The organism is Gottfriedia luciferensis (assembly GCF_001712755.1).
Taxonomy (GTDB): domain Bacteria; phylum Bacillota; class Bacilli; order Bacillales; family Bacillaceae_G; genus Gottfriedia; species Gottfriedia luciferensis_B.
In genome coordinates this window covers 193,917-210,876 of sequence record NZ_MDKC01000003.1, presented here as the reverse complement: position 1 = coordinate 210,876, position 16,960 = coordinate 193,917, and the positions used below count along the sequence as shown (strand labels likewise).

At 34.0% G+C, this 16,960-nt stretch carries 18 protein-coding genes; 6 read left to right on the top strand and 12 right to left on the bottom strand.

The window, feature by feature from the left end:
* Positions 1-96 precede the first annotated feature (96 nt).
* Both BED47_RS05470 and BED47_RS05465 read right to left on the bottom strand, forming a co-directional pair.
* Positions 97-927, bottom strand: coding sequence for a carbohydrate ABC transporter permease (locus tag BED47_RS05470; RefSeq protein WP_069032764.1), 831 nt, complete (start codon positions 925-927; stop codon positions 97-99).
* Positions 927-1,862 carry a carbohydrate ABC transporter permease gene (locus BED47_RS05465; RefSeq protein ID WP_069032763.1) on the bottom strand — a complete coding sequence of 312 codons (936 nt, stop codon included), beginning with the start codon at positions 1,860-1,862 and terminating at the stop codon, positions 927-929. The genes BED47_RS05470 and BED47_RS05465 overlap by 1 nt, the downstream gene beginning before the upstream one ends.
* Positions 1,863-2,241: 379 nt before the next feature.
* Here BED47_RS05465 and BED47_RS05460 point away from each other — a divergent pair, with 379 nt between their 5' ends.
* The 4 genes from BED47_RS05460 (at position 2,242) to BED47_RS05445 (ending at position 5,229) form a co-directional block, all read left to right on the top strand.
* Positions 2,242-3,018 (top strand): transporter substrate-binding domain-containing protein, encoded by a 777-nt coding sequence (locus BED47_RS05460; protein ID WP_069032762.1) that lies wholly within the window; start codon positions 2,242-2,244, stop codon positions 3,016-3,018.
* A gap of 68 nt (positions 3,019-3,086) precedes the next feature.
* Positions 3,087-3,740 (top strand): amino acid ABC transporter permease, encoded by a 654-nt coding sequence (locus BED47_RS05455; protein ID WP_069032761.1) that lies wholly within the window; start codon positions 3,087-3,089, stop codon positions 3,738-3,740.
* On the top strand, positions 3,740-4,462 hold the full coding sequence (locus BED47_RS05450) for an amino acid ABC transporter ATP-binding protein (RefSeq protein ID WP_069032795.1): 723 nt from the start codon (positions 3,740-3,742) through the stop codon (positions 4,460-4,462). Before BED47_RS05455 ends, BED47_RS05450 begins: the two co-directional genes overlap by 1 nt.
* Before the next feature lie 23 nt (positions 4,463-4,485).
* Positions 4,486-5,229 carry a gamma-glutamyl-gamma-aminobutyrate hydrolase family protein gene (locus tag BED47_RS05445; protein WP_069032760.1) on the top strand — a complete coding sequence of 248 codons (744 nt, stop codon included), beginning with the start codon at positions 4,486-4,488 and terminating at the stop codon, positions 5,227-5,229.
* Positions 5,230-5,326: 97 nt separating this feature from the next.
* Here the strand turns inward: BED47_RS05445 and BED47_RS05440 are convergent, their stop codons facing one another.
* A complete protein-coding gene (locus BED47_RS05440; protein WP_069032759.1) occupies positions 5,327-5,671 on the bottom strand; it encodes a DUF805 domain-containing protein in 345 nt (114 codons plus the stop codon).
* Between the two features lie 260 nt (positions 5,672-5,931).
* Between BED47_RS05440 and BED47_RS23120 the strand changes: the two genes are divergently transcribed.
* Positions 5,932-6,330, top strand: a complete 399-nt coding sequence (locus BED47_RS23120) for a VanZ family protein (protein ID WP_175403454.1) — start codon at positions 5,932-5,934, stop codon at positions 6,328-6,330.
* Positions 6,331-6,378: 48 nt separating this feature from the next.
* Here BED47_RS23120 and BED47_RS05430 read toward each other — a convergent pair whose 3' ends face one another.
* From BED47_RS05430 to BED47_RS05400, 8 genes are all read right to left on the bottom strand, one after another.
* Positions 6,379-6,720, bottom strand: coding sequence for a DUF805 domain-containing protein (locus tag BED47_RS05430; RefSeq protein ID WP_069032757.1), 342 nt, complete (start codon positions 6,718-6,720; stop codon positions 6,379-6,381).
* 167 nt (positions 6,721-6,887) lie between these two features.
* On the bottom strand, positions 6,888-7,934 hold the full coding sequence (locus BED47_RS05425) for a LysM peptidoglycan-binding domain-containing protein (protein WP_069032756.1): 1,047 nt from the start codon (positions 7,932-7,934) through the stop codon (positions 6,888-6,890).
* Between the two features lie 27 nt (positions 7,935-7,961).
* Entirely contained in the window at positions 7,962-8,102 is a 141-nt protein-coding gene (locus tag BED47_RS23625; RefSeq protein ID WP_175403453.1) for a hypothetical protein, read from the bottom strand.
* A gap of 59 nt (positions 8,103-8,161) precedes the next feature.
* Positions 8,162-9,436, bottom strand: a complete 1,275-nt coding sequence (locus BED47_RS05420) for an ABC transporter substrate-binding protein (RefSeq protein WP_069032755.1) — start codon at positions 9,434-9,436, stop codon at positions 8,162-8,164.
* A gap of 15 nt (positions 9,437-9,451) precedes the next feature.
* On the bottom strand, positions 9,452-10,282 hold the full coding sequence (locus BED47_RS05415) for a carbohydrate ABC transporter permease (RefSeq protein WP_069032754.1): 831 nt from the start codon (positions 10,280-10,282) through the stop codon (positions 9,452-9,454).
* Complete coding sequence (locus BED47_RS05410) at positions 10,282-11,214, bottom strand: carbohydrate ABC transporter permease (protein ID WP_029715291.1); 933 nt, start codon at positions 11,212-11,214, stop codon at positions 10,282-10,284. The genes BED47_RS05415 and BED47_RS05410 overlap by 1 nt, the downstream gene beginning before the upstream one ends.
* A gap of 120 nt (positions 11,215-11,334) precedes the next feature.
* Positions 11,335-12,279 carry a DMT family transporter gene (locus BED47_RS05405; protein ID WP_025568574.1) on the bottom strand — a complete coding sequence of 315 codons (945 nt, stop codon included), beginning with the start codon at positions 12,277-12,279 and terminating at the stop codon, positions 11,335-11,337.
* Between the two features lie 140 nt (positions 12,280-12,419).
* On the bottom strand, positions 12,420-13,352 hold the full coding sequence (locus BED47_RS05400) for a C40 family peptidase (RefSeq protein ID WP_069032753.1): 933 nt from the start codon (positions 13,350-13,352) through the stop codon (positions 12,420-12,422).
* A 492-nt stretch (positions 13,353-13,844) separates the two neighbouring features.
* Between BED47_RS05400 and BED47_RS05395 the strand changes: the two genes are divergently transcribed.
* The gene (locus tag BED47_RS05395; RefSeq protein ID WP_069032752.1) at positions 13,845-15,764 is read left to right on the top strand and encodes a heavy metal translocating P-type ATPase; all 1,920 of its coding nucleotides are present in this window, start codon (positions 13,845-13,847) and stop codon (positions 15,762-15,764) included.
* Between the two features lie 307 nt (positions 15,765-16,071).
* Here BED47_RS05395 and BED47_RS05390 read toward each other — a convergent pair whose 3' ends face one another.
* Positions 16,072-16,953 (bottom strand): YihY/virulence factor BrkB family protein, encoded by an 882-nt coding sequence (locus tag BED47_RS05390; protein WP_254664549.1) that lies wholly within the window; start codon positions 16,951-16,953, stop codon positions 16,072-16,074.
* Positions 16,954-16,960 lie beyond the last annotated feature (7 nt).

Below are 16,960 nucleotides of genomic sequence, written 5' to 3'. Positions count from 1 at the left end.
GAATACGCTTTCATTATACCTTTAAAAATAAACAACTATGGATAGCCTATATTGACATGATGGGTGGAATATATTGATAGCTTCCACCCAATCACATTATTTAATTGAACCGCTCGTAATACCTTTAATAATATGTTTCTGTGCTGCAAAGTAGAAAATTAATAGTGGCGTTATGCCTAAAACAAGTCCAGATAACGCTAAGTTCCACTGTTTTGTATATGCTCCAAAGAAGTAGAATGTAGCAAGAGGAATTGTTCTTAACTCCATATCTCTTAATACAAGTGATGGTAATAAGAAGTCATTCCAAATCCATAAAGTATTTAAGATAACAATTGTAACCGTAATTGGTTTTAATAGTGGGAAAACAACTTTCCAGAAAACCATAGTCGGTGAACAACCATCAATAATTGCTGCTTCCTCTAACTCAATTGGAATTGTTTTAATAAATCCATGATATAGGAAGATTGATAATGCTGATCCGAAACCTAAATACATTATGACTAGTCCCCAATGGCTATTCATTAAATGAAGCGTACTTCCAACTTTCACTAATGGGATCATGATTGATTGGAACGGAATAACCATTGTTGCTACAAAGATAAAGAAAATGATATTTGAAATCTTACTTTTTGAACGAACTAATTTATAAGCTGCCATTGAACAGAAAAAGACGATTACAACATTACTAACAATTGTCACGATTAACGAGTTCATTAGCGCTTTCCAGAAATTCATAACTTCAATTGCTTGTTGATAGTTTGTAAAATCTAAGCTTTTTGGAAGCGAAGATGTATTTTGTAAAATATCAGCAAATGATTTAAATGAGTTACCTAACACATAATAAAAAGGAACTAAGAAGATGAGAGCAAGTATAATTGCCGCTATTTCTAATATAAAAGTAAAGCCTGTATATCGTTCTTTTAGCATTATGCCTCAACCTCCCTCTTCTTCGTAATGTAAACTTGAATTACTGAAATTAACGCAACGACTACGAAGAATACAATCGCTTTTGCTTCACCTAATCCATAACGGTTATTTACAAAAGCTTCAGTGTAAATGTTTAAAGCCAACATCTCAGTAGACTTAAATGGTCCACCATTTGTTAATGAAAGGTTTGTATCAAACACTTTAAATGACCATGAAATTGTCAAGAATAAACAAACTGTTACAGCTGGTGCTACCATTGGAATAATGATTTTACGTAACACTTGGAATTTATTCGCACCATCAATTTGAGCTGCTTCAATTAATTCCTGAGGTACACCTTGCAGAGCCGCTACATAAATAACCATTATATAACCTGCACCTTGCCAAACTGCTACGATGACAATTGCCCAGAACGCACCTTTTTCTTCACCTAAAAGTGCTCTTTGTAAAAAGTCTGAATGCAATAATTGTCCAATTGAAATTAAACCTTTATTAAAGATGAACTGCCAAATGAAACCTAATAATAATCCACCGATTAAATTTGGAAGGAAAAAGACCGTTCTTAAAATATTGCTAGTCTTTAAGCTTTGCGTTACGATTAACGCTAAACCAAAACCAATCACATTGGTTAGGATTACAGCGAAAAATGTATATTTACCAGTTAATATAAACGAATGGATAAAATCCGTATCTTTCGTAAAAATGTATTTATAATTTTCAAGTCCGACCCACTTAGCAGAATCAGCTACACCATCCCACTGAGTAAATGAATAGAAAAAGCCGATTAAAAATGGCGTTAACACGATCGCTGCAAAAACAATAGTTGCTGGTCCTACAAACGTAAGATAATTTAAAAAATCTCTTAATTTTTTAGATGACTTCTTTGTCTTGGCATCTGTTAAATTTGTATCAATCACTTTTTTCGTTTCAATCATCTGTAACACCTCCACTATCATCATAAAATACCTCCGGGGTTGTGAAAACGTATTCATTTGAACAGTAGGGTGGAATATATTGACCAACTGAAAATTTAGCATGAAGACTCCAATTCTACCCTCCCTCTAAAATGAACCATATAAATTCTTTTAGATGCATTGCCATTCTTTCAAAATAGCAATCTTTAAATTAGATATTCATAGACAAATTCAGCTAAATTAAGTGATTTTTTTACAAATCTCTAGTCAACTTCAATAGAATTTTGTCAAAACTAAGTAAAATTATTAGATTTTTCAGAAAATGAAGGGTTTTTGTATTAAAATAGCGAAATCAGAATGTGTTAAGAACAAAATGGAAAATTTAGGAGGAGGAGAACCCATGAAACACACTTGGAAAGTAGTAGCACTTAGTAGTGTACTTGCACTAGCGTTAACAGGTTGTGGCAAAGCCGATAGTATCAAAGTTGGTCAAGACGGCCAAAAAACACATAAGTTAGTATTTGCTACAACTGCAGATGGTGGAGCGTTTGGAAATTTAGAAAATGGAAAGTTTACTGGATTTGACATCGACGTTGTCGAAAGCATCGCGAAAAAGGAAGGCTATACAATCGAATGGAAAGACATGAAGTTTGATGGTATTATCCCTTCACTGAAAACAAAACAAATTGATGGCGCGGCTGCAGCCATTACGATTCGTGATGATCGAAAAGCTGTTACAAACTTCACCGATAGCTATTTTGAAAGTGGATTGGTGCTTGTTGTAAAAGATGGTAGTTCAATTAAAGATGTATCTGACTTAAAAGGCAAAACCATTGTCGCGAAAAACGGTACCTCCGGCTTAGAAAAAGCAAATGAACTTGCGAAAAAGTACGGTGCGAAAGTGAAGATTTTAGAAGATGAGCCAACGCTATATTTAGACGTTCAAAATGGACAAAGTGACGCATTGATCAATGATTATCCATTTGTGGCGGATAAAATGAAATCAGGGACTGCGAAAGGCTTGAAAATTGTTGGCGAGCGCTTAACAGGGGAAGATTACGGAATTGCAATCGCTAAAAATGAGCCTAAAGTTTTAAAAGACTTTAACGAAGGATTAAAAGAGTTAAAAGAAGACGGTACATACGACAAATTACATAAACAATACTTCGGTGAATAACCAACTTCACAAAAAAGGCGCATACGACCTGCGCCTTTTTTCACATCAATTGAATAAGGAGTGAAAATATGAGAGGTTTTGAATTGGTTTGGGGTGACATGCCATTTTTGTTAGATGGTGCCCTTCATACGATCGAGATTGCGTTCATTGCGCTATTTTTCGCAACTATTTTAGGTTTAATCTTCGGTGTATTTGCCATTAGTGGGAATAGGGTGTTAACAAATATCACACGAGTATATGTAAGTATCATCCGCGGAACTCCTCTGTATGTACAAGTCATCTTTTTGTATTTCGCGATTTTCCCGCTCTTATTTAAAGGTGGACTACCAGCAATGGTAGTTGGGTCACTGGCCTTATCTGTCAATGGTGGTGCGTATTTGTCCGAGGTATTTAAAGCAGGGATTCAATCGATTGATAAGGGGCAAGAAGAAGCAAGTCGCGCCATTGGATTTACGAATGCACAAACGTTTCGTCTTGTCATCTTGCCACAAGCGGTGAAACGAATGATTCCAGCTTTTTTAAATCAATTTAGTACGACCTTAAAAGATACTTCACTACTAGCAGTCATCAGCATCGTTGAGCTCATGTACAGTGCACAAATTAAGTATTCGAATAACTTCGAGATTTTTGCCTATTTATTCGTAATTTCTTTGATGTACTGGGTCATGGTAACCACGATGAATATGTTCGCTGAAACCGTCGAAAGGAGAATCCTGAAATGATGATCGTATTAAAAGACATCGAAAAAGCATTTGGTGAAAACGTCGTGTTAAGAAACATCAATCTAACGATTCCAAAAGGACAAGTGGTGTGTTTAATTGGAGCGTCAGGGTCAGGGAAATCGACACTACTCCGTTGTATCAATCAATTAGAAATCCCGACAAAAGGAGACGTGTTTTTTGAAGGAGAGCTAATAACCGCTCCTAATCATGACATGACCAAAACGCGCCAACAAATGGGTATGGTATTTCAGCAATTTAATTTATTTCCACACAAAACGGTGCTTGAAAATATCACACTCGCACTTTGTCACATCAAAAAAATGGATAAATCGGAAGCTGAAAGACTGGCCCTTGAATACTTAGCAAAAGTAGATCTCGTTGAGAAAAAGGATACTTATCCACGCAGTTTATCCGGTGGACAGCAGCAACGAGTAGCTATTGCACGGGCACTGGCCATGAACCCAAAAGTAATGCTATTTGATGAACCAACGAGTGCGCTTGATCCTGAAACGGTTGGAGAGGTTCTAACCGTAATGCGTAAACTCGCTAACGAAGGTATGACGATGATTATTGTGACGCACGAAATGGGCTTTGCGAAAGAAGTAGCCGACCGAATTTTATTTTTACATAATGGTACAATCGAAGAAGACGACATACCAATAGCTATTTTTGGTGGGGCGAAAAGCCAACGACTTCGTGCATTTTTAGATAAAGTGTTGTAACGAAATCGAAAGGATGAAAAAACATGACAAAACCAATCATCGGGATTACAACATCCTATGTGAAACATAACAATAATATGGAAGGAGTGTATATCCACCAGGATTACCACCAAGCCATTGAACGTGGTGGTGGCATTCCACTTCTACTACCGACAATTAGCGACCCAGATGCAATCAATTGCTATGTAAATCTTTGTGACGGGTTCATTTTCAGTGGGGGTGAAGACTTGGACCCGGTCTTTTTCGGGCAAGATCCACATCCGAAAATCGGCTTTTTTAAAACCGATCGCGATGAATTTGAGCTCACTTTATTTCACGCCGTTCGAAAAACAGGAAAACCAATCTTTGGCGTGTGCCGTGGACTGCAACTTATTAATGTCGCATGTGGTGGGACGCTCATTCAAGATATCGAAACACATTGCTCGCACATGATGCGACATGAGCAGACAGTTCCGCGCTCCCTCCCTTTTCACACTGTATCAATTAGAGAAAGCAAGTTACATGAGATCATTGGCACAAATGAGATCAAAGTGAACTCCCTGCACCATCAGGCGATTGATGAACTTGGTGACGGTCTGGTAATCACCGCACGATCAAATGACGGGATAATTGAAGCAATCGAAGGAAGTGACGATCCATATTTGGTGGCGGTCCAGTGGCATCCAGAATCAATGAGCGAGAAACACGAAACAATGCAGCGTCTGTTTGATACGCTTATCAAAACAGCTTGTGAAAAAAGAGAAAGAGTTGTCCATAAGTCAGAGTAACTGACTTATGAACAACCTTTTTTTTATAAATTTTACAATCCTATGAACACTAAAAAACCGCCTTTAACAAGGCGGTCATACTCTTTATAACCTATCGCTAATACTTAGGATTCGCACCAAATCGATTATCTCCCTCTTCACTATCCAAACAGAAGAAAACTATAAGAATAATCGTACCAATAAACGGAATGATTCCAATTAACAGCCACCAGCCACTTCTACCTGAATCATGTAATCTGCGGGCCCCTACTGCTAAAGACGGCAATATCGTCAAAAGTCCGTAAATTCCAGTTAATATATTATCGATATCCGCAATGCTTTGTAAAATCGAAAGTATAATAGTGATAATGGCATTAAACAGGAAAAACATCCAATACTCTGTTCTTCTAGCTCTTCCGCTGAATACTACGTAATTCTTTAATACTTTTAAATACCATTCCACGATGGATCCCTCCTAAGAAGTAAATACGGTACATTTAAGTCTATTCTTAATACCCATGTAACATTATTAATTTTTAATAATAGGACAATCAATTTTGAATTAACACAAAAAACCGCCTAAAAATAGGCGGGTATTAAGCTTAGATTATTTCGGTGCTGGGCCAAAGCGATCATCATTTAATGAACAGTTTATTGAGGAAATTTAAAATTATTAATGTATAATAACTTATTATTAATTAAAACATTTTTGGGAGATTTATTTTGAAACCTATTTTCATAAAATATTTACTGTTAATTTTTTCACTTTTGTTTATTTTTAGGTTTACATTTTTTCCAGTCGCTTCTTTAGGAATAGGTGTTTCTGAGGGTGGATTAAATTTAATCCCATTAATCAAACTGTTTAATGAGTTTAGCAGCATTAAACAATTTATCGTTAATATCTTTGGAAACATCATTCTTTTTGTACCATTTGGGTTTATTTTGACATCGATTAAGAGATCAAAAAAAATTATACTGATTGGCTTATTTTTATCCGTAAGCATAGAAGTTGTCCAATTTATGATGTCTTTTAGAACCTCAGATATAGATGATGTTATTTTAAATACGATAGGGACATACATTGGGTATAAAATTTCAATGATCAATTTATTTAAGAAGTAATACATTTAAGTCTTATCCTAATACCCAATGAACATTATTAAATTGAATCTATCTTGGAACTGGTCCAAAACGATTCTCGTGATCTTCACTTTTAAAACAAGCAAGTATTAATAAAATAATTGTTCCTATAAACGGAATTAAACTAATTAAATACCACCAACCACTTTTACCAATATCATGTAATCTGCGAACACCGACTGCAATTAGTGGTAGCAAAGTAAGCAAACCATAAATTCCTGAAATCATGTTATCTGTATTTGCAAAGTTATCTAATAAACTAAGTAAAAAAGTAATAATTGCATTAATCAAGAAGAACATCCAAAATTCAGTTCGACTCGCTCTACCATGAAATCCTACATAATTTTTTAATACTTTTAAATACCATTGCACAACTAATCTCTCCTATGAAATTATTTTATCCAAAAGCTAGTGTATACTTCTTTTTTAATATTCCCATAAAAAAATCAAATCACATATTTCTTTTAAAAAAATTGAAAGATAATCAGTGAACAAATAAAAAAGGAAGTCCAAAATCTCGGACTCCCTCATCAAATAACTTATTTATTAACATGTGTTAACGTCGCACCATACGGAGTTACATCAAAGAAATCTCCATAACCAACAACTGTTCCGCTGCCGTTCGCAATTACTGATTTTCTAGATTTCCAAGTTTCTCTCCATTGTTTATTTACATCTGCAGCACGACGATTTACGATAATATTCATTTTTTTCGTTTCGATTTGTTCTTTTGTCATGTTTTTTGTATCAATTTTTTTAAAGTCATTTAATATTAAATTTGTCGTTTTATCCGATATCGCACCACTTTGAACAAATATATCAAACATTAGTGCATATCCTCTTTTTGTCCATAATCCGAATGTTTTGTAATACTTTTCTGTTTGATCGAAGTACCATTTTGAAGCATTAATTTGTTCATCAATACATTCTTTACTCGTACCTAGATTTTTAAAATAAGTCTTCCAAGGCTCTACAACTTGGTATTTATTATTAGGGTCACTTATTGAATCTCCCCAAGCTACCTGTTCTTTTGTCGATTTGTTCATAATGACATCTTTAAATGTATTATAAGAATCCGTATCTCCATTAAAAGCTTTTAAGACAACATCATTATGATTTGCAAACATATTTTTCATTATTGGTTGTAAAGTTTCTGTTCCAAAGTTTTCTTGAAGTGCGCCAAAAGATAATCCTGCTCCATCGAAATTACCACTTGTTGCACCAAATGCATCAGCTTCAGATGATGATGTTTCATACCATGAAGTGATTTCTAATGCCATCTTTTTTACTGATTCACTTGCTGGAAGCTTCACGGGACTAATCGTTTTTGTAGCTGGCTTTTTTGTAGCAACTTTATATTTGGTAGGAATAATTAATTTTTGTCCAATTCGAATTGAATTCGATTTTAATTTATTCTGCTTTTTAAGCTCTGTAACAGTTGTTTTATATGTTTTTGAAATTTTGTAAAGCGTGTCCCCTTTTTTAACTTTATAAACAACAGAAGCAGCATTAGCTGGTCCAACTACTGTTCCTAAAGAAATGACAATCGCAGTTGATAAAATAACATTTTTAATCGATTTTTTCATATTTGATTACTCTCCCTTACTATTAATCTATTGATCTAGGTTAAACTCAGGAATTTCATTTATATTCGCAACGATATCTACTATATCACGATAATTAATTGAGTTCATCACATAAAATCTTCCAATTGATAAATCTTCAACAAACAAAAGGTTTAAAAATGCATACAAAAAAGACAAACCTCATTCGAAATTATTTCGAAATAAGGTTCGCCTTGGTTTTCACTATTCTACTGTTTCTTTAACTTATCCCAAGTATCCTGAAGTGATTGTAGTAATTGCTGTGGATTTTTTTGTCCTCCAACATATGCTTGCATTGAAGCACCGAATTCATTTGTTGCTCCGTTTGGATACTTAAACCAGTTCCAAGAAAGTACTTTGCCTTCAGCTGAGTACTTTTGAATATCATCAGCAATTGGGCCTAAGCCTTTTCCTTCAATTGTTTTCACTGCTGGAATAAATTTAAACTTTTCAACGATATATTTTTTGCCTGTATCAGAGGAAACCATCCAGTTTAAAAACTTCTTCGCTTCTTCTTTGTTTTTTGAATTTTTGTTAACTACCCAGTTATTAGGTACACCTACAGGGATTTTATCCATTGCATTTTTGTCATCATTAATCGGCATTGGTAGAAGACCAAGTTTCATATTTGGTGTAATGCCATCAATCATACCTTGTGTCCAGTTTCCTTGTTGCATCATAGCTGTTTTTCCAGATGCAAAATTTGTCACTTGTGTATTGTAATCCGTTGTTAATGGATTTTTATTTCCATATTTAATCGTTAAATCAAATAATTTTATAAACTCCTTAAATTTATCATTATCAGGGATTTTTACTTTCCCTGCATTTAAATCGGCGATAAATTTATCTGGGTCAGGTTGTTGTGCGAATGGAATATTTAATAAATGAATACCTAAAATCCACCACTCACCATAGCCAACTGAAAATGGTGTAATGCCAGCGTCTTTTAATTTTTTTGCTGTTGCATCTAATTCAGTTAATGTTTTTGGCAATTGGGTTATTCCAGCTTTATCAAATAAGTCTTTATTGTAAATGAATCCATAACCTTCCGTGTTCATAGGCATTCCGAGTAATTTGCCATCAACTGTCATCGGTTTTTCTGTTTCCGGATATAAATCCTTCACCCAATCTTGATCTGACAGGTCCTCGAGTTTATCCTTCCAAGTAACAGCCTCTTGGTATCCACCATTATTGAAAATATCCGGTTCATTTCCTGATGCAAATTGAGCTTTTAATGCTGCTCCATAATCGGCACCCCCACCCACTGTTTGAACCTTTACCGTTACATTTTTATTTTCCTTTTGATATTCCTTTGCTAAAGCCTCTAGATCTTTTGCAATTTCAGCTTTAAATTGAAAAATATTTAATGTAATTTTTTCATTAGCACCAGGCTTTTTTGTTTCTTCTTTTTTATTATTACATCCAGTAAACAACAACATACTAGTTGATAAAACGGCAATCGACTTAAATAATTTTTTATTCATATGATCCTCCTTAACTTACTTTATTGAGCCACTTGTAATACCACGAATAATTTGCTTTTGGGCAGCGAAGAAAAAGATTAATAACGGTGTAATGCCTAAAACTAATCCGGCAAGTGCTAAATTCCATTGTTTTGTATACGCGCCAAAAAAATAAAAAGTAGCCAGTGGTATTGTGCGTAGCTCCTCATCACGCAAAACTAGAGATGGTAACAAGAAATCATTCCAAATCCATAACGTATTTAATATAACTATTGTTACGGTGATCGGTTTTAATAAAGGAAACACCACTTTCCAAAACACCATATATGGTGAACATCCATCAATAATCGCTGCTTCTTCCAGCTCAATTGGAATACCTTTTATAAAACCGTGATAGAGAAAAATTGAAAGTGCTGAGCCAAACGCTAAATACATAACAACAAGTCCGTAATGACTATTCATCAAATGAAGTGTACTTCCAACTTTAACAAGTGGAATCATAATTGATTGAAAAGGAATTACCATCGTTGCAACAAAAATAAAGAAAATAATCGTTGAAATTTTGTGCCTGGTGCGAACGAGTTTATAAGCTGCCATTGAGCAAAATAAAACGATCAACACATTACTGGCTACTGTTACAATTAAAGAATTCAATAAAGCCCTCCAGAAATCCATGACGGCAATCGCTTGGGAGTAATTTGTAAAATCTAAGGATTTTGGTAGCGATGATGTATTTTGCAAAATATCTGCAAAGGATTTAAACGAGTTCCCTAATACATAGTAGAAGGGTACAAGGAAAAATATCGCTAAAATAATCCCAAATAGCTCAAGCAAAAACGTCAGTCCGGTATAGCGTTCATTTTCCACTATGCTTCAACCTCCCTTTTCTTCGTTAAATAAACTTGGAGAATTGAAATAGCTGCGACAACGACGAAGAAGACAATAGCTTTTGCTTCTCCTAATCCGTATCGATTGTTTACAAATGCTTCTGTATAAATGTTTAACGCAAGCATTTCGGTCGATTTAAATGGTCCACCACCAGTAAGTGATAAATTTTGATCAAATACTTTGAACGACCATGAGATTGTTAAAAATAAACAAACAGTTACAGCTGGTGCTACCATTGGAATGATGATTTTCCTTAAAGTCGTAAAACGATCTGCGCCGTCAACTTGAGCTGCTTCAATCAATTCCTGAGGTACACCTTGGAGTGCCGCTACATAAATAATCATGATATATCCTGCACCTTGCCAAATGGCTACAATAATAATTGCCCAAAACGCTCCGTTTGCAGTACCTAATAATGACTGCATTAGAGAATCGATACCTAGCGCAGCTCCTAATGAAGTGAGACCTTTATTAAAAATGAATTGCCAAATAAAACCGAGTAATAACCCACCTATTAAGTTAGGTAAAAAGAAAATCGTTCTAAGGATATTTCTTGATTTGAGCCCCTTCGTAACTAATAGGGCTAAGCCAAAGCCAATCAAATTCGTTAAGATTACTGCAAAAAACGTATACTTTGTGGTAATAATAAAAGACTGTTTAAAGTCTGCATCTTGCGTAAATATGTACTTATAATTATCAAAACCGACATAATGGATATTTCCGACTACCCCATTCCAATTTGTAAAGGAATAATAAAGACCCATTAAAAATGGAATAAGTACTAAAGCTGCAAATACTAGAAATGCTGGACCAACAAATACGATAAAACTTCCACTATTTCTACGTTTCTTTCGATAGGAGACCTTAAAGTCAGTAGCATCATCTACAACTGTTTCAACTTCTTTATTCATTGCTTTATCAAACTTTGACAACTATGTACCTCCCTTCATAACGATCTATAAAAAAAAAGCAACTCTACCTTATTATTAAAAAGTAGAGTTGCTTTTATTCGGGATGCATTCTATTCTAAGTCAAGATGCACTCTTCATATGAGTGCTTCGTTGATCCTTTTGATAATTCACAATAATAATACCTGACGTAACCATTATTAAACCAATAAACACAAGATAAGATAACACTTCATTCAGCATGATTGATGATAAAATAACACCAAAAACAGGAACTAAGAATAAGTACATTGATACTTTTCCAACCTGGTTATATTTCATGACATTGTTCCACAGTATGAAACCTACAGATGAAAGCACCGATAAATAAACTAGCATGCCAAACGTTTTTAAATCAAAGTGAAACGGTAAAAACCCTGCCGTTAATCCACCAATTAATAACAATCCAATTGAACCGATCATCATTTGATATGCCGTTAAATAGGCAACATCGACTTTCTTTGCAGCTTCCTTAGCAAGTACATTACCATAGCCACCAAACGCCATTGCAAACAATAATAAAATTTCGCCAATTCCTAAATGTAAAGAAAGAGTGCCCTTTGTAATATTCACGATAATTACACCAGCAAACCCTACTGTTACACCAAGAATCTTACGCAAATTTAACCGATCATTTTTATACATAAAATGCGCTGCTAAAAGTTGAAAAAACGAAGTCGTTCCAGCAATAATTGAGCCTTGGACTCCAGTTGAAAAACTCAATCCAATATAAAACAACACATATTGTAAAAATGTTTGAAACAAGCCTACTTTTCCTACTACAAAAAAAGTATCTCGCTTAAAAGTTAACTTTCTACCGATTATCGTAAAAAATATTAAAATTAATAATGAGGCCAAAAAGAAACGATAACCCGCAAAAATCATTTGTTTCCAAATCTCATTCTTCCCAATATGCAAGTGCTCATAACTTAGCTTAATAAACGGAAATGCGCTTCCCCATAAAAAAGTTGTAATAACCGCTGATGCAATCACTCCCAAAGGATGTGTAAAAAATCTCTTTGCAGACATTGTTTCCCTCCATAAGCCTTTTTCTCTCTATAGAATACAGTTTATTCTATCATCTATAGGACATTCCTTCTATCTGTTTGATTTTAAGATTGGCCTGAAGTTAAAGACAATTGTTGGAAATCTTTATATGAGATTTTAAATTATGATTTTAATCGCTTATACCCTAAAAAATGATTTTTCCAATATGAGTCATTTATATTGGAAATCGTAACGCCGGTACTGCTACCAGCTTGAATAAATTCATTTTTATTTATCATAATGCCCATGTGTGATGGTCCATACGTATATGTATTTTGAAAAAATATCAAATCACCGGGCTGTGAAGTTGTTACTTTTTGGAATAAGGTATTGTTATGCCAATAACCCGATACATTTGTTCTTCCATACGGCTTACCATTTTCCTTAAGGACATAATAAATAAAACCACTGCAATCAAAACCCGTAGGAGATACTCCTGCCCATTTGTAAGGAACTCCTAAAAATTGTTTTGCAAAAGAAATCATATTTTGCTCATTGTATGTCGAATCATTTGAATGATCAATTTCTTTTTTAGTATATCCAGCACTTATATAAGCGGTTTTTCTTTGAAAGATGATCTTGTGCCAACCATTTGAAGTTGAAATAACGTCTAATTTCTGATCTTTTATCGCACTACCTATTATATTGTAATTCGTTCCCGCTCCTGAGCGAATATTTACTGTAGCTCCAGTTACAATATATTTACTCGTATTTGATACTGGTTCTTCATCTTCAATTTTTCTTTGTTTTTGAACATAACTGCCGCTTATATATCCGGTTCTTCCTTGATAAGTAATCTTGTACCAACCATTTGAGGAAGATATGACATCTAATTTAGCATTCTTATTTACGCTTCCTAAAATACGATAATTCGTTCCTGCCCCTGAACGAATACGTACGCCGTCCCCTGTTGAGATATAGTGATCCACGTATGAAATCAATTCTTTAGGTTGATTTGTAATTGTACTTTCTGCATCCGCTTCTAATAGATCCATAGAATTAATACATGAAACAGATCCTATAATTGCAATCGATTGTATAATTTTTTTTTTCAAAATCTCCACCAGCTTTTTATTTTTATTTATATTTGCTATACTTTTTTGAATTTGAAATAGATAAACTAGGATTTAATGTAGTAACAAATATGTATTTAATGTCCTTACTGTATAAATATCGGTTGGAAGCTTAAAATTCTTTAATGAACATCAGAAAATTTATTAATCAAAAGAACCGTTAAAATTAAATAAGCGGACTGAAGTCATGTCTGCCCACCCGTACCTCTATTTTCACAACTCGATCACATTCATTAAAAAATTTTTAATCTAAAAGTAAATTTTTTTCTACACATTTAAAGTAATGTGGTAATATATATTTAATAAGAATTATTTTAATTAAGAAATCTGTGAACTACACAACTAAGAGATTAAATAAATAGTAAGGTCTTATAAAATGTACGCTGCTGTCCTAGGACGGCAGCTTTCGTCGTTTTATAAGGATAGTGAATTTGATTATTTTTCTCAATTGAAAAAAAGAAAGGGGTATTTATTATGGAAGCAAGTCCAAAAGTTACTACGATTCATGCTACTTATGAAGCCGACCATGTAGAATCTACATCATTTCTTTCAAAACATGGAGAATTAATTGCTGCATTAGTTTCTGGTGTATTAATTCTAATTGCTTCATTCGTTAAAAACGATAATTCAATCATGTCGATCATTTTATATGTTTTAGCATTTTGTATTGGAGGATATGCAAAGGCAAAGGAAGGTATTGAAGATACGATTGCTGAAAAGGAACTAAACGTTGAAATGCTAATGATTATTGCGGCAGTTGGTTCAGCTGCAATTGGATATTGGACTGAAGGGGCAGTACTGATTTTCATATTTGCATTAAGCGGCGCACTCGAAACATATACGTTAAATAAAACAAATAAAGAGATTTCTTCATTATTATCTCTTCAGCCACAAACAGCAATTCGATTAGTTGATGAAGTTGAAGAAGTTGTCAGCATTAAAAGTTTAAACATTGGTGATTATATTTTAATTAAAGCTGGAGAACGTATTCCTGCTGATGGTCAGATCGTTAAGGGCGAAACATTAGTAGATGAAGCTGCTCTTACAGGCGAATCAATTCCAGTTGTTAAAAACTTAAATGATGAAGTGTTTGCAGGAACAATCAACATTAAAGGAACACTAGTAGTAGAAATTACGAAACATAGTGATGAGACTCTTTTCCAAAAAATCATTAATCTTGTTCAAACAGCTCAAAGTGAACAAACACCTTCTCAACAATTCATTGAAAAATTTGAAGGTGTTTATGTTAAAGGAGTATTAATTGCCGTAGTATTCATGATGTTTTTACCGCATTTTGCATTAGATTGGTCATGGACAACAACATTTTATCGAGCAATGATTTTACTAGTTGTTGCATCACCTTGTGCATTAGTAGCATCGATTACACCAGCTGTTTTATCTGCAATCTCGAATGGAGCAAAGTCGGGAATTCTTGTTAAAGGCGGTATTCATTTAGAGCGATTAGGTGTATTAAAAGCAATCGCATTCGATAAAACTGGTACTTTAACGATTGGTAAGCCAGAAGTAACTGGTTTTGAGAAAATAGAAGATTTTGATCGTACAGAGTTATTATCGATCGTTGCTTCAATTGAAAGATACTCAACTCATCCTCTAGCTTCAGCAATTGTTGAATACGCTACGAAACAAGGAATCACAGTATCTTCTTCATTTGAACAAATTGATGACCATCCTGGTTTCGGAGTATCAGCGATTTTAAATGGATCTGAGTATAGAGTAGGTAAAAAAGAATTCGTAACAATGAAACAAAATCCGCTAATTCATTTTGAACAAAAATGGGAACAAGAAGGAAATACAATTGTTTATGTAGGTACTCAAGATAAAGTTGTTGCGATTTTCTCATTAAAAGATTTAGTTCGTAACGAATCAAAACAAGCCTTATCTACTTTAAATAAATTAGGTGTTAAGACAGTCATGATTACAGGTGACTCTGAACAAACGGCCAAAGCAATTGCTGCCGAAAGTGAAATCAATGAATACTTTGCATCTTGCTTACCTGATGAGAAAGTTTCGATTGTTAAAAAGCTAAAAGACAACTATGGTCAAGTTGCAATGGTTGGTGATGGTATAAACGATGCCCCTGCTTTAGCAACTGCAAATGTAGGAATTGCAATGGGTGGAGGAACTGGAGTTGCTTTAGAAACTGCAGATGTCGTTTTGATGAAAAACGATTTAACAAAAATATCAAAAGCAATCACTTTATCTAAACGCATGAACAGGATCGTAAAACAAAATATTATCTTTTCACTAAGCGTAATCGCATTCCTGATCTGCTCGAATTTCCTACAAATCATTGATTTACCATACGGAGTAATCGGTCACGAAGGAAGTACAATTTTAGTTATTCTTAATTCATTAAGATTATTAAGAGATTAAAAAAAAGCATCGTACAAAATTGTACGATGCTTTTTCTTCTAAACTGAACTGTAATGAGCTTTTTAGCAGGAAAAGCAACTATTTTAGTCAGTTTATAAATTAATGGTAATCATTATGTCCGTTTGCCGAACCGCTAGTTTTGCCCTTTGGATGAGAGCTACTTTTTTGTTTCTTATTGGATTTATCATTATGGTTTTTCTTATTATTACTCATTTTAATGTTCCTCCCTTTTTGAAGTCTTTTTTAGTTTACCTCTCTAAAATAAGACTACTCATGGAAGAAAACTCCATTTATATTATAGAAGAAATTATTTTGGATTTGGATTATTAGGGTCAATTAATTTTGGTTTTGCTTTGTGCTTACCATACTGTCTTTGCTTTATTAGTGCATTAAGCTCTCCACCAATAATCACAACCATTGCCGAAATAAAAAACCAAATCATCAAGACAATAATTCCACCTAAACTACCGTAATGACTTGTGTAATTACCAAAGTTATCAACGTAAAAAGCAAAACCAAATGAAGAAATGATCCATCCAAATGTTGCAAATAGTGAACCAAAAAACACCTTTTTAATGTGAACTACTTTACTCGGTCCAATCGAATATAGAACAGTAAATACAATCATTAGAATCACAAAGCTTAGTGACCAACGAATTAAGCTCCATGTATATAAGAAATCTTGAGATATATCTAAAAATTGAAATACAGACTTAGCAATTACTTTCCCGAACACTGGTATTAATAATGCAAAGACAATTACAAAAATCATAATAATTGTTAAAAGAATTGAAACTCCTCTTGTAACAAAATAATTCCGTTTATCCTCTACATCATACGCATCGTTAAGTGCTCGGATGATTGCATTAATCCCATTGGATGCAGCCCAAATAGTTGCAATTAACCCTACTGATAAAACTCCACCATGTGATTGCCCGATTATTAACTGCAAGTTACTTCGTATAATAGCCATAGCATCTGGCGGAGCATATTGACTCAAGAATGACAATATTTGATCAGTAGAAAGCGGTAAATAGGTTACGACTTGAGTTAGAACAAGTAGAAATGGAAAAAGAGATAGCATTAAGTAATATGCTAGCTCTGCTGAACGAGATACTATTTCGTCTTCCATACACTTTTTCACTAAATCCCAAACAAATGCTACAATAGAATTCTTTTTCTTAATCAAATTGACA

Bases quoted from the DNA above. Each gene is read 5' to 3' on its own strand.
- BED47_RS05470 (WP_069032764.1), bottom strand. From the start codon at position 927: ATGCTAAAAGAACGATATACAGGCTTTACTTTTATATTAGAAATAGCG.
- BED47_RS05465 (WP_069032763.1), bottom strand. From the start codon at position 1,862: ATGATTGAAACGAAAAAAGTGATTGATACAAATTTAACAGATGCCAAG.
- BED47_RS05460 (WP_069032762.1), top strand. From the start codon at position 2,242: ATGAAACACACTTGGAAAGTAGTAGCACTTAGTAGTGTACTTGCACTA.
- BED47_RS05455 (WP_069032761.1), top strand. From the start codon at position 3,087: ATGAGAGGTTTTGAATTGGTTTGGGGTGACATGCCATTTTTGTTAGAT.
- BED47_RS05450 (WP_069032795.1), top strand. From the start codon at position 3,740: ATGATCGTATTAAAAGACATCGAAAAAGCATTTGGTGAAAACGTCGTG.
- BED47_RS05445 (WP_069032760.1), top strand. From the start codon at position 4,486: ATGACAAAACCAATCATCGGGATTACAACATCCTATGTGAAACATAAC.
- BED47_RS05425 (WP_069032756.1), bottom strand. From the start codon at position 7,934: ATGAAAAAATCGATTAAAAATGTTATTTTATCAACTGCGATTGTCATT.
- BED47_RS05420 (WP_069032755.1), bottom strand. From the start codon at position 9,436: ATGAATAAAAAATTATTTAAGTCGATTGCCGTTTTATCAACTAGTATG.
- BED47_RS05410 (WP_029715291.1), bottom strand. From the start codon at position 11,214: ATGAATAAAGAAGTTGAAACAGTTGTAGATGATGCTACTGACTTTAAG.
- BED47_RS05405 (WP_025568574.1), bottom strand. From the start codon at position 12,279: ATGTCTGCAAAGAGATTTTTTACACATCCTTTGGGAGTGATTGCATCA.
- BED47_RS05395 (WP_069032752.1), top strand. From the start codon at position 13,845: ATGGAAGCAAGTCCAAAAGTTACTACGATTCATGCTACTTATGAAGCC.